We start from the raw sequence: 12,666 nt of genomic DNA, 5'->3' as shown, positions 1-12,666 counted from the left end.
GATAAAAACTGGATAGTTATTAGAAAATGTTTCTTGGGAGATAAACTTCAATTAAAGGAGATATCATGACTTACAACGAGGTTGTTAAAATCGCTGATGCATATTTACTTCCAGTAGTATCAGAGTTGTACGGGTTGGAAGGCTATGTAACCAGACTGGTTAAGGCACATCCCGGAGGGCGTAATGTCGTTTATACCTGTGAGAAAGAGGGTTTGTCAATGAACCCTCGTGGAAAATATTGTAGACGCATTTGAGGTGATGCAGAATGATGGTGAAGATCCGGAGTGTGACGAGGAGCTGTCGTATCTCATAAAATGCCTGGAAGACGATATCCCGTATAAGGGATTTTTCCATGAAATTTACTCGTGTGAAGAACCCTTTGAGTATGAGAAAAGAAATATTTAGTGTTTTTGTAGCAGCTTTTGCTTCGAATATTTTTGAACAAACGGAGACGATGGTTTGAATAATTACAGCGAGTTTTGCAAGCATCACCATTTTTAGGAGGATGAAAGCGATGAAGATTGAGGTTGTAGATGATTTTGTGAACCGGTTCTTGTTAGGTGAAGCGGTTCACAAAAAAACAAATCGGTTGCCGGAGGTTTACCAATCTATCGACAGGTGCACGTAGCGATCCGTCTGCAAACGTATGCGATTTTTCTGTATAGTTGGTTAATGACGTGTCAAAGCGCCAACTGACGGTTGCTTTTTTACGGTTTTCTCCGGCGGTAAGGAGAAGACATGAGACTAACCTCGAAATATGAAACGATTCGGCGAATGTTGTCCGACTTCAAGCAGCCCGAGTATCGGTATGCTCAGATTATGGACGCGATTTTCAAGCAAAACGTTGGTGAATACGAACGGATGACCATATTGCCCAAATTTTTGCGCGACGAGTTGACCCGGATGCTTGGTCCGAACGTCTGCAGCATCGTTCCGGTAAAGGAATTCACGTCGAAACAGGTCAGCAAGGTGCTGTTTGCCATTGCGGGCGACGAACGCGTGGAGGCCGTACGACTTACTTATGAGCAGGGGTGGAAATCGTATTGTATTTCCACGCAGTGCGGCTGCGGATTCGGGTGCAGGTTTTGCGCCACCGGTACCATCGGCCTGAAACGAAATCTGACCGCCGACGAAATTACCGACCAATTGCTGCACTTTCGCTTGAACGGACACGCCTTGGATAGCGTCTCATTCATGGGCATGGGGGAGGCGCTCGCCAACCCGCATATTTTTGATGCAATCACGATTTTGACCGACCCGCATCTCTTTGGTTTAGGACATCGACGAATTACGATTTCCACCATCGGCCTGTTGCCTGGGATCGACAAGCTTACACGGGAGTTTCCGCAGGTCAATCTGACCTTCTCGCTGCATTCGCCGTTCGACGATCAGCGAAGCGAGCTGATGCCGATCAACGACCGATTCCCAGTCCGCGATGTGCTGAAGGCATTGGATCATCACATCCGGCATACAGGGAGAAAGGTGTATATTGCGTATATTCTTCTTCGAGGAGTCAACGACTCGACGGCGCATGCGGAAGCTGTTGCCGAGTTGTTAAGGGGAAGGGGACCTGGGGAACATCTCTACCACGTTAACCTGATTCCATTCAATTCGACCGAAGTTACGCCAGACAGCTATCAGCAATCTGATCCTGATCGGATTAAAGCCTTTGTTCGGATCTTGAAGTCAAAGGGGATCAGCGTCACGGTCCGAACTCAATTCGGATCGGACATTAACGCGGCATGCGGCCAGCTATACCGCTCCGAATAATCGATGCGGAAATTAAATTTATTACCCGGACGCAGCGGGTCTGCGACTGGAAAGAGAAACGGCTGCCATGAAGAGGGCAGCCGTTTTGATTTGCGCCACGCATAAGAGCCAAGGGTGTCCATCGCGAGGCGAAATCTGAAGGAAGCTGGAGGCAAATTTCCGACCCGAGGAACACGAAAACCATAATTAAGGGGAGGTAATTTATTAGGGCGCCATGGCGGGATTTACCGAGTTACTATGGCCCTTGGTCTTCAGCCTACAGCTTCTTCTGGCGGTTACAAAAAGCGAATATTTGGGATGAAATACTGAAGCATGGCGCCATCGGGCCGGATTGGGAGCAGGTCATGGTCGATGCCACCATCGTCCGGTCCATCAACATGGAGCGGGCGCAAAGGGGGTAGGACTGGCCAGCAATCGGACGTTCGCGCGGAGGATTAACAACCAAAATTCATGCGATGGTGGATACGCTCGGCGATCCGCTGCGTTTCGAATTGACGCCAGGACAAGACCACGATTCTGTCACCGGCTACCGCCTTCTTCATGAATTGGACTTCTGCCCGGGTGAAGTGTTGGCTGATCGCGCCTATGATACCAATGCCATTCTGGACCCGTTAGATTCTGAAACGTATAAAGAGCGACACTTAATTGAATGCTTTTTCTATGAAAAAACCAGCGAACATGTTCATGGCTCTTTTGACACTGCTTTCAATTCGTTTATGGCTTAAATAGGTTTGCGTACAGGCCCTACACCAGGGTTAATGATATTCAAGCTTGTGCCAATCTGTTCGAATATGCGCAAAACGTTATCGAGTTGTGCCGTGGTGTGTGTCGACATAACAGAGGTGCGAATTAATTCATTGCCCTCTTGGACGGCAGGAGAAACAATAGGGTTCGTAAATACGCCATGTTGTTGAAGCTGTTTCCAAAAATGAAACGTCCTAGGGGTATCTCCAATAAGGATTGGAATAATAGGCGTAGTACTCTGGCCGATATCAAAGCCCATACGCTGAAGCGATTCGCTGAACTTGCGGGTATTCGCCCACAGTTTGGCACGTAAATCTTCACCGTTCTCAATGATATTCAGAGCGCTTATTGCAGCCGCTATGCTCGCCGGTGTCATACTTGAGCTAAAAATCATACTTCTTGCTTGATATTGGATATAATCTATGACATCATCGTCACCTGCAACGAACCCTCCCAAACTTCCAAACGCCTTACTGAAGCTTCCGGTGATAAGATCCGTCTCGGCTTCTACGTCGAAATACTCGCATGTACCCCTGCCATTCTTTCCAAGTACTCCAATACCGTGGGCATCATCGACAAGCAAGCGTGCTTGATATTTATGCTTCAAATAGACGATGTCCTTCAAGTTAGCCGCATCGCCATCCATGCTAAACACGCCGTCAACAATAATGAGCTTACCGGAGTGATTAGGAATGCTCCTCAATTTATTTTCCAGATCATCCATATCATTATGCTGAAACCTAAGCATCTTACCTACACCAAGCCTTATTCCATCAATAATGGAGGCATGAACGGCACGATCAATTATCGCCACATCACCTCGACCGAGCAAGGCCGAAATAGCGCCGAGATTGGTCTCGTAACCTGTGGAGAAAACGATCGCCCTATCCTTCTTCAAAAAGGTCGCCAATCGCTCTTCCAACTGGGTATGTAGCGTCAAAGTACCGTTCAAAAGCCTCGAACCGGAAGATGAAGTGCCATATTTAGAGATAGCCTCTGCCGCTGATACCATGACTGTCGGATTATGCGATAACCCCAGATAATCGTTAGAACCCATCATAATCATGGGTAAACCATCTAAAACGACTTCTGTTCCATTTTTTTCATGTATGGGTTCAAAGTAAGGATACATTTGATCGGAACGTAATAACTTAAGAAAATCCCAATCGGTACATTTTTGAAAAACATCCATAACTTTTCCTCCTAATAACGGATTGTTAACGCTTTCCGAACATCGCCAACCTATGAGTACTTACGTAAGCCTAAAGCTGAGACATACAGTGCAGTTTTACAATGATACTCCCTTCTCTTGTTAATCACCGCAAGATGAATTTGGGGAAATATTAATCCCTTACCATCAAATACTAAAACTACTTAAAAATGATAATATGCAACAAGAGAATTATTGTCAATAGGTTGGGGGGGGCATTTCTGGATCGGATACAATTAGTGGGATAAAAAATATAAGGGCTAGCATCGCGACAAACATGCCAGGCACTTGGTTTAATCTCAAATGTGCCTTTAATCCTGCAACTGGTGTAGGACGCATCTGGATCAATGATGTTTTGGTGAAAACTCGACAGTACAATACTACTGACCGTGAATGGCACTTCAGAACGGAACGTACAACAATGGAATTTCGAAGGGCAATTATTCCGAGGCGCACTTCAAGAACTTGCGAATGTATCGAAAGGACAATTAGGAATAACACACAACTGCATGAGCGGATTCTTGATTCAGAGAATTCGCTCATTTTCATGCAAAAGAGATTGAAAAAATACCGATAGCCTCTTGCACTCAACCGTTTGCAAAAAAATAAGAAGAGAACCGAACCTTTTTTCGATACAGAGACAATATAGTGTGTAAGCTGCTTGCTTAGGAGGGCCGTCTGAATGCAAATTACTCATACAGCGATTTCGGGTTAAGATCTGGAGGAGATTCCGAATTTTTGAACGTATCCGTGCCTGCTCTCGGGAAGAGTCTTATTGGGATCAACCTACTGCGTTGATGGATGGGACGAACCAAATGATATCGCAGTCAATACGAAAACTGACCGGTTAACAGCAGACTGTGGTTAGCGCAAATAGCGACGATGTACGCGTATATATCGAGATTGGTAAAAAGTAACAACTTATTACAACAAACCGATAGAAAAGATGACGAGGATCAAATCGCAGCAATTTCAGGAAAAGGCCGCGAGCGTAATCGTCGATGGGATCGTGGAAGCTGTCCACAAACTTTAGATCATCTGACTTCGTCTTCATCTCGTCTTTATTCGGCACAAATACACCACGGTAATGAAAGTTGGAATTCATCCGGTCCGAAGGAGGGAGGTGAAAATGTCGTTGGGTTTGCGATTTCAGCGATTAATGCATAAGCAAGGTGTAATAGCTATGGGCTTTTTGGCGCCGAGCGTGCTTGGTTTCTCCCTATTTTATTTAATCCCGTTTGTGATAGGCATTGTGTATTCGTTTATGGATAAGACGAGCGGAGGGGTGTTCGTCGGCCTGGCTAATTATGAGACGGTGCTGGGCAGCGGCTCGTTTCGCAAGGCGGCATTGAACACATTGTGGTTCACAGCCGTTAGTGTGCCTCTTCTCATCGTAGTGTCACTGGTTCTGGCGTTGCTATTGAATGGAAATGTCTATTTCCGACGTTGGATACGAACAGCTTATATTTTGCCGCTCGTCGTGCCGGTCGCCTCCGTGGTGATGATTTGGCAAATTATGTTCGACTGGAACGGTTCGCTTAATGCGTGGCTTTATGGTCTGGGCTGGGGGCGGATCGATTGGATGAAGTCAGAATGGGCAAGAGCTGTGCTGCTGATTGTTTATTTGTGGAAGTACGTCGGCTACAACATGATCCTGTTTCTGGCGGGATTGCAGGGCATTCCGAAGGATTATTATGAAACGGCCGATTTGGAAGGCGCCGGACCTGTTCGGAAGCTGTTCAACATTACGCTCGTCTATTTGACCCCGACGATGTTTTTCGTCGTTCTGATATCGGTTATTAACTCGTTCCGTATTTTCCGTGAAACGTACTTGATTGCCGGAAACTATCCGCACGATAGCATTTATATGCTGCAGCACTATATGAACAATATGTTTATGTCATTGGATGTACAAAAGCTAACCGCAGCGGCCGTTCTTATGGTCATTTGCATACTGGCCATCGTCTCCGGCATGCACTCGCTTGAAGGCCGGTTCAGGCGATTCATGGAATGAAGGGGGAGGGAGATGAACGTTTTTCATAAAACTGCACGGTCTCTGTTTCTTATGGCAACTGCGTTGATCATGATATTGCCGCTGGTTATTCCGGTCACGAATTCGCTTATGAGCGAGAAGGAGATTGCAAGCAATTACGGCTTCATTGGCAAAATGCTGGATGCAGGATCAGGGGCCAAGGACATATTTGTTAATTTAAAGCTCATACCTGACTGGGTATCGTTCGAACAGTACGGGAAAATACTGCTGGAGACGCCGATCTTCTTGAACATGTTCTGGAACTCTGTGTTGCTGGTTGTACCGATCATAGCAGGACAGGCCGTTGTCGGAGCGCTTGCTGCATACGCTTTTGCCATGCTGCGGTATCGGGGAAGGGAAGCGTTGTTCATGGTATATTTGATGGCTATGCTAATGCCTTTTCAGGTAACGCTTGTCCCAAACTATATCATCGCTGACATCCTGGGGCTTGGAAACAGTGCCGGCGCTATTATCTTACCGGGCATTTTTTCCGCATTCGCTGTGTTCATGCTGCGCCAGTTCATGCTTTCCGTTCCGTATGCTTATGTCGAGGCGGCCATTATGGACGGTGCATCGCATCCATTTATTTTCTCCAGAATCATCGTTCCATTATTAAAGCCGGGGATCGCGGCGCTCGTCATTTTGCTGTTCGTGGATTACTGGAATATGGTGGAGCAGCCATTAATTTTTCTCGATGATGCCTTTAAACAGCCGCTATCGCTGTATTTATCTCGCATTCAACAGGAGGCTATAGGGGTCGGCTTCGCCGCATCGGTCATGTATATGTCGCCGATTGTCCTCTTGTTTCTGTATGGGGAGTCTTATTTCGTACAAGGTGTTCAGCTTTCCGGTATTAAGGGGTAAGGGGGAATGGTGTGTGGAACCGGGCGATGAAGAACAAACACTTACAGGTCACCAAAAAATGCTCCGGCTACTCATCATTGTATTTATTAGCGCACTGCTGATTCTTACGTTATACAGCAATACGCTGTGGACGATGAATCTCCCCAGAGTTTGGACGGAGACCGGGAGACAAGGCCAGCTTGTTCAAAACTTTCGGGCCAGCGGAACGCTGCGGCCTGCGAACGAGATCGAGCTTTCAAGCGTCCAGGGATGGATTGTAAGCAGCGTCCGCATTAAAGCAGGAGACTGGGTAAAGAAGGATCAAGTACTGGTCACTTATGAAAATCGGGCCGCCGATAGCCTTCTGCAGGATGAGCAAGCGATGCTCGCACAAATGAGGCTAGAGCTGGAGGGGCCGAAGGAGCGTTACGTCGAAGCGACAAAAAACGGCGACGATTCGGGTAAGCGCACCGCCAAACGGGAGATCGAGATCGCGCAGCTGAAAATCGGCGTTCAAGAGAGAAAGATAAGCAACTTACAGCAGAATATTGAAACCAATCGGCAAATCGTCGCGCCATTCGACGGCGTAGTCGCCAAGGTAAATGCAGTCCAGGGCATGCCATCCGCAAAAGATAGCTTCGATGTGCGTCTATCCAACACGAGCTTGGGGTACCAGGCTGCATTCCTGCTTCCCGTCTCAGCCACCGAACAGCTGAAGCCCGGCGACAAGCTTAACGTCAACGTCAAGAGCCGCAACGTCACCAAACGAGTGGAAGGTACGGTTGCGGCAATGGAATATTCCGATGCTAATGTCGGAGCAGCCTCTCCTGTGTCACCGATTGAAGGAGGTGAGCAGCAGAAGGCAACGGCCACCAGGACCATTCGCCTGCTTGTGACGGTGCAAGGAGAAGAGCTGCAAGGTGGCGAGCAAGCAAGTGTACATTTAACCGTTACATCGGCTGAAAAGGGCGGCATGCTCGTGTCGAACAAGGCGATCCGTCATGTGAGCGGTAGCCCGTACGTTTACGTGGTGGAGGAGAAAAAAGGGCCGCTTGGCAACACCTATCACCTCCGCAAGACGGAGATTGAAACAGGCGATGCGAATGACAGCGAAACCGTCGTGCTAGCCGGTGCATCTCTGAATCAAGCAATCGTCGTCGAAAGCAGTGAACCGTTAGTGGATGGGCAGAGAGTCAGAATGAAGTAGAGCATATCCATACTAGAGTTTTTTGAACTCGCCATAATAAACGAAAGAAGGGTTTCTTTTGAAAAAATGGTTGACAGTACTCAGTTGCGCAGTACTAGCGATTTCCTCAACAGCATGCTCCAGCGGGAGCGATAAAACTACGAGTAATGATACCAAGGAGCGCAAAAAAGTTGTTCTATCCGTGTTTGAGGCGAGCGATTTCTACAAGCAGGCGAAGATGAAGTTCGAGGAAAAGCATCCGGATCTGATGATTGAAATAAAGGAGTATGCAGCGGAAGGTGGGAGTGAGGAGGGGAAGCTTGAGAAATATGTTCAAACAACGAATACGCAGCTGCTTTCCGGTAAGGGAGCCGATTTGATCGATCTGGACGTGAGCGGGCTGCAAGTCGGGAAATACGTCAACAAAAACGCGCTCGTCAACCTGAATGAATTTATGAACAACGATAAGTCGTTCGATTCGAACCACTATTATATGAACATTTTTGAACATGTCAAAATGAACGGCGGCCTTTACGCTCTGCCAACACGATTTTTTCTCGATACATTGGCCGGGGATTCCGGAGGCATCAAGAAAGCAGGAGTCCAAATTGACGATAAAGATTGGACGTGGAGTCAGTTCGCGAAAGCCGGAAAGCTGCTGAATAGCAAGGAGGGTCGCTATGCGATGGGAAATACGCCTCCTGAGCAAATGCTCGGCTATCTCGTTGCGGACAATTATTCGACACTGGTCGATACGTCCAAACGCAAAGCCGACTTTTTGTCGCCGTTCTTTACCGACCTGCTTAAGCAGGTGAAGACGATGTATGACGACAAAGTGATTACAGCGAGCCCGGTCAATTTCGGGGATGCTTATTTTTATCCATCTCTACTCACTTCACCGGAGGAGTATTTTACAGGGCCTGCGGAATTTTTTGAGCAAGGAAAAGTGTATTCGAAGCCGCATGTGAACGGTCAGAAGTCGGGAGTTTCGTTCCAGGGGAACAAGTCGATCGCTATGAACGCGAACTCGAAGGTTAAGCCGGAAGCTTGGGAGTTCATCAAGTTTCTGCTGTCCGAAGACGTTCAAGCACAGAAACGGCTGCAAGGGTTCTCCGTGAACAAGTCGGTCAATGAGAAGATATTGGGGGAATTGGCCGCTAAAGGCTCGGCGGCGACTAACTCAGGGACAGAAGTTCCTGTATCTGCTGAGGGCATTCAAGCGCTGAAGCAAATGATTGCGGGCGCGAATATTTACATTACGGACGACGGCAAGATTCAATCTATTATAGCTGAAGAAGCCAAGGCATATTTCAGCGGACAGAAATCAGCCGATGACGTAGCCAAGTTGATCCAGAACCGTGTTACGACTTATATCAACGAATAAATCCTACAAGCTCACAAAGAAAGGAAGATTTTCAATGAAAAAATGGATGACACTCTCCCTGCTTGTTGTATTTACAGCCACGATGACGGGTTGTTTTGGAACCGAACCCGACACGATGCCAAGCAAGGAATCAAGCAAGATGATTGATGGGCAACAAACACAAACCCAAGCGTCTACAACACAATCGTCCCCTGCGTCCCAATCGCCGAAGCCTGATACTGCTGCGGTTGCAGACGGCAAGTATGAAACAAAGCTTTTATTTTCCGAACAACTGGAAATTTTGATTCCAAAAGAGTTCAAAGAAAAATCAAGCAAAACAGGGGAGGTTATCTATAAGGATAAGAGCGAAGAAGTGACGATTAGGATCCACCATGATCCCGAACAATCGACAACGGATCGAGATCTGGATCCACGTTTGCTGCAGAAGCTTGCTGACATTATGAAACAAAATTATAAAGACGCCAAGCTGCTCCGTGAGGAAGTGATTAAAGTGAATGGCAGGCAGCTTATTGTTGTCGAAGCGGATACTAAAGATAAATACACCATGACATCGTGGGGACTTTTAAACAGAGAGCATTTGGAAATCGAAATCACTTGCCCGGTAAAAAAGAAAGCGGAGTGGCAAGCCGTTGCAAACGATATCGTGAATTCGATCAAGACGAAGTAGCAGTCGCGTCACCAACCACTTTCGCAGAAAGTGGTTTTGTTTTGTCTGAAGATAAAGGCGATTCAATGACTTAATAAGCCGAAAGTAGTTCTAGAAGGCAATAAGGCGTATGTTGTCGAATAACTCATAAACCACATTTGTAAGGAGCGACAATACAGTGACTTTGATTAGAACTTTTACTGAGGGTGACGAAATCATCGGATTTTATTTGCTGAAGAAAGCCGATATAAAGCAAACCAATTCAACACCTCCGAAAGATTATTTTGATATTGTCTTGGCTGATACTAGCGGAGAAATCCCGGCGAAGCTCTGGGATGTTTCTCCTGCCGATAAAGAGACATACTTCCCGATGATGCTGGTGAAGGTGCAAGGGCACGTTCAAATGTATCGTGAAAAGCCTCAGATGAAGATTAACCGAATTCGCAAGGCAACGGAAGAGGATGGGTATACGCTGACGGACTTTATCAGATCAGCACCGATTCAACCGATTGATCTGGTACATATGATCAAGCAAACGGCAGCAAGCATTCAGGACAGTGACATTAGAAGCGTGGTGGAGTTCTGTATCTGCAAGGTAGAAGAGAGGCTTATGCATTATCCGGCTGCGAAGGGAATGCATCATGCTTACTATGCAGGGCTGGCTTATCATATTTGTCGGATGCTTGAGCTCGGTGAATTTGTGGCAAAGCAGCGTCCTTTCCTTAATCTCGACCTAATCAAAGCCGGCATTATACTGCATGACATAGCGAAACCTGAGGAGATGAATGCACAGCTCGGGATTGTGACGGATTATAGCTTTAAAGGGAAGTTGTTGGGACATATTTCGTTAGCGGCAAACTGGATAATTGAAGCTGCTATTGCTTTGGGCATGGACACCTCGGATGAGAAAATCGTTATACTCCAACACTTGGTTCTTTCTCATCACAATCTCGGGGAATGGGGCAGCCCGGTGCAGCCGCAAATACCCGAGGCCGTAGCGTTGCATTATATCGACACACTGGATGCAAAGCTTCAGGCTGTTGAGGATGCGTTAGATTCGCTGCCGGATTCGGAGGAATGGACGCAACCACTTAAGATCATTGAGAATAAACAAATATATCGGATGAAAAAATAAACGATTTTTTCTATGGGTACATTAAAAGTCGCATATCATGCGGCTTTTTCGTTTTATGACATTGAGAAATATAACGGTAGGTGTCGGTTGCATTATTTGTGTAATCATTACTATTAAGCTGTAAATGAAAGGGGATGGTTAGTATATTCCAAACAGAAGTGAGAAATGAACATACACATTAATAAGGTATAAAAGTAAAATGATGGCAAATGGAGGGTGTCCATTTAATAAACTATAACATAGAGGAGGTAATTTATTCATGAGAACGAAGCTTTTCCGCATGTTTTTGGTCTTTTGTCTGGGTGTATTCTTTTTGTTAACCGTTTGCTCAGTGTCGCCGGAACGTGTAAATGCGGCTTCCACGTCGTATGAGGCGGAAAACGGAACCATGAGCGGAACGGCGAACTCAGTAACTTGTAAGGCTTGCTCCGGCGGTTTCAAGGTTGGGCATATTGGCAGCAGCTCGGCGAATTATGTGACACTGAATGTCAATGTAATAAGTAAGGGATCGTACAATATGGATATCTACTTCCTAGTAAACGGTACGCGAGACTTTTACATCAGTGTCAATGGCGGAACAGGAACGCAAAAAACGCTGATTGGTTCAAACTGGGGCACTCCTGTAAAAACTTCTGTGCCGGTACAGTTGAATGCCGGAAACAATACGATTAAATTTTACAATAATGCGGCGAATGCACCGGATTTGGACCGTATTGTTATCACTGGCAATACAGTTACGGCGGGCTGGACCGAGATACCTTGGGACAAGAATTCTTATTATGTTCAGAACAGGACAGGAGCGCCTATGTCCGAACGATTTTGGATCGTAAATGGTGTTTATACTACCCGGGTTTACGCAGGTGAAGAGCGGGTTGAGATGCGCTGGGATAATTGGACCGATCAAAACAAAGATAATATGTGGGAGGCCGACGTCATGTTCGAGCCTGGAACGGAAAAGACCGCGATTATGCAGATCAAGAGCAACACGGGCGGCGAACCGATCTATATTCAGGCAACGGCCGATGGCAACATTCGTAACAATGGCGATTCTACTAACATCGCGACAAACATGGCAGGCACTTGGTTTAATCTCAAATGTGCCTTTAATCCTGCAACTGGTGCAGCACGCATCTGGATCAACGATGTTTTAGTCAAAACTCGACAGTACAATACTACTGACCGTGAATGGTACTTCAAGAACGGAACGTACAACAATGGAATCTCGAAGGGCAAATATTCCGAGGCGCACTTCAAGAACTTGCGAATGTATCGGAAGGACAATTAGGAACAACACACAACAACTGCATGAGCGGATTCTTGATTCAGAGAATTCGCTCTTTTCATGCAAAGAGATTGAAAAGTGATTTAAGGGATTCAAAAGTGCATTTCATCCAAAAACTATCTATATAAAATCAAAAGGTTGTATCATGTTTATAGAGTTTTAGAATAAAGGTAATGGAACGGGGGGATCATTTATGTATAGAGTGGCTATTTGTGATGATGAGGAAAAACACAGAGAGTTTGTTAAAAGCATTCTAATTACTTTGTCGATAAAGACAAATATTGAATTTGTCATCGAATTATTCGGCTCGGGAGAGCAGTTGGTATCTTATTATGAGCGCCATGAAACTCCATTCCATATTTTAATTTTGGACATTGAAATGAATGGGATGAACGGGATTCAAATAGCCCGAACCATAAGAGGTTTAAATAACC

The 12,666-nt window shown here is 46.1% G+C and carries 12 protein-coding genes and 1 pseudogene; 12 read left to right on the top strand and 1 reads right to left on the bottom strand.

Going from position 1 to position 12,666, the window contains the following annotated elements:
• Positions 1 to 738 precede the first annotated feature (738 nt).
• The 3 genes from QJ48_RS22535 to QJ48_RS22530 all read left to right on the top strand — a co-directional run bounded on the left by QJ48_RS22535 (position 739) and on the right by QJ48_RS22530 (position 2,495).
• Entirely contained in the window at positions 739 to 1,770 is a 1,032-nt protein-coding gene (locus QJ48_RS22535; RefSeq protein ID WP_054975737.1) for a Cfr family 23S rRNA (adenine(2503)-C(8))-methyltransferase, read from the top strand.
• A 203-nt stretch (positions 1,771 to 1,973) separates the two neighbouring features.
• Entirely contained in the window at positions 1,974 to 2,171 is a 198-nt protein-coding gene (locus QJ48_RS39530) for a transposase (RefSeq protein WP_082420639.1), read from the top strand.
• A gap of 12 nt (positions 2,172 to 2,183) precedes the next feature.
• Entirely contained in the window at positions 2,184 to 2,495 is a 312-nt protein-coding gene (locus QJ48_RS22530) for a transposase (protein WP_272948149.1), read from the top strand.
• On the opposite strand, the gene QJ48_RS22525 is transcribed toward QJ48_RS22530, so the two are convergent.
• A complete protein-coding gene (locus tag QJ48_RS22525) occupies positions 2,492 to 3,706 on the bottom strand; it encodes a pyridoxal phosphate-dependent aminotransferase family protein (protein ID WP_054975736.1) in 1,215 nt (404 codons plus the stop codon). The two genes, QJ48_RS22530 and QJ48_RS22525, sit on opposite strands and share 4 nt — an antisense overlap.
• A gap of 713 nt (positions 3,707 to 4,419) precedes the next feature.
• Between QJ48_RS22525 and QJ48_RS38920 the strand changes: the two are divergent.
• The 9 genes and pseudogenes from QJ48_RS38920 to QJ48_RS22485 all read left to right on the top strand — a co-directional run.
• A pseudogene (locus QJ48_RS38920) lies at positions 4,420 to 4,572 on the top strand (RNA polymerase subunit sigma); the annotation flags it as partial.
• A 281-nt stretch (positions 4,573 to 4,853) separates the two neighbouring features.
• Positions 4,854 to 5,738, top strand: coding sequence for a carbohydrate ABC transporter permease (locus tag QJ48_RS22520; protein WP_054975735.1), 885 nt, complete (start codon positions 4,854 to 4,856; stop codon positions 5,736 to 5,738).
• 12 nt (positions 5,739 to 5,750) lie between these two features.
• Positions 5,751 to 6,620, top strand: a complete 870-nt coding sequence (locus QJ48_RS22515; protein WP_054975734.1) for a carbohydrate ABC transporter permease — start codon at positions 5,751 to 5,753, stop codon at positions 6,618 to 6,620.
• Between the two features lie 13 nt (positions 6,621 to 6,633).
• Positions 6,634 to 7,806, top strand: a complete 1,173-nt coding sequence (locus tag QJ48_RS22510; RefSeq protein ID WP_054975733.1) for an efflux RND transporter periplasmic adaptor subunit — start codon at positions 6,634 to 6,636, stop codon at positions 7,804 to 7,806.
• A 181-nt stretch (positions 7,807 to 7,987) separates the two neighbouring features.
• Positions 7,988 to 9,169: an ABC transporter substrate-binding protein gene (locus tag QJ48_RS22505; protein WP_157261721.1), complete on the top strand. Its 1,182-nt coding sequence runs from the start codon at positions 7,988 to 7,990 to the stop codon at positions 9,167 to 9,169.
• 34 nt (positions 9,170 to 9,203) lie between these two features.
• Entirely contained in the window at positions 9,204 to 9,836 is a 633-nt protein-coding gene (locus QJ48_RS22500; RefSeq protein ID WP_054975731.1) for a hypothetical protein, read from the top strand.
• Positions 9,837 to 9,993: 157 nt separating this feature from the next.
• Positions 9,994 to 10,950: a 3'-5' exoribonuclease YhaM family protein gene (locus QJ48_RS22495; RefSeq protein ID WP_054975730.1), complete on the top strand. Its 957-nt coding sequence runs from the start codon at positions 9,994 to 9,996 to the stop codon at positions 10,948 to 10,950.
• A 259-nt stretch (positions 10,951 to 11,209) separates the two neighbouring features.
• Positions 11,210 to 12,235: a CBM35 domain-containing protein gene (locus QJ48_RS22490; RefSeq protein ID WP_054975729.1), complete on the top strand. Its 1,026-nt coding sequence runs from the start codon at positions 11,210 to 11,212 to the stop codon at positions 12,233 to 12,235.
• 190 nt (positions 12,236 to 12,425) lie between these two features.
• Positions 12,426 to 12,666: response regulator (locus tag QJ48_RS22485; RefSeq protein ID WP_157261720.1), on the top strand; the 241-nt coding region annotated here is incomplete at its 3' end.

The sequence above is a fragment of the Paenibacillus sp. A3 genome (assembly GCF_001399685.1).
Lineage (GTDB): Bacteria > Bacillota > Bacilli > Paenibacillales > NBRC-103111 > Paenibacillus_G.
This window is presented reverse-complemented; position numbering and strand designations above follow the sequence as displayed.

Coding starts and splice junctions, on each gene's coding strand:
- QJ48_RS22520 (WP_054975735.1), top strand. CDS start 4,854: ATGTCGTTGGGTTTGCGATTTCAGCGATTAATGCATAAGCAAGGTGTA.
- QJ48_RS22525 (WP_054975736.1), bottom strand. CDS start 3,706: ATGGATGTTTTTCAAAAATGTACCGATTGGGATTTTCTTAAGTTATTA.
- QJ48_RS22535 (WP_054975737.1), top strand. CDS start 739: ATGAGACTAACCTCGAAATATGAAACGATTCGGCGAATGTTGTCCGAC.
- QJ48_RS22490 (WP_054975729.1), top strand. CDS start 11,210: ATGAGAACGAAGCTTTTCCGCATGTTTTTGGTCTTTTGTCTGGGTGTA.
- QJ48_RS22500 (WP_054975731.1), top strand. CDS start 9,204: ATGAAAAAATGGATGACACTCTCCCTGCTTGTTGTATTTACAGCCACG.
- QJ48_RS22515 (WP_054975734.1), top strand. CDS start 5,751: ATGAACGTTTTTCATAAAACTGCACGGTCTCTGTTTCTTATGGCAACT.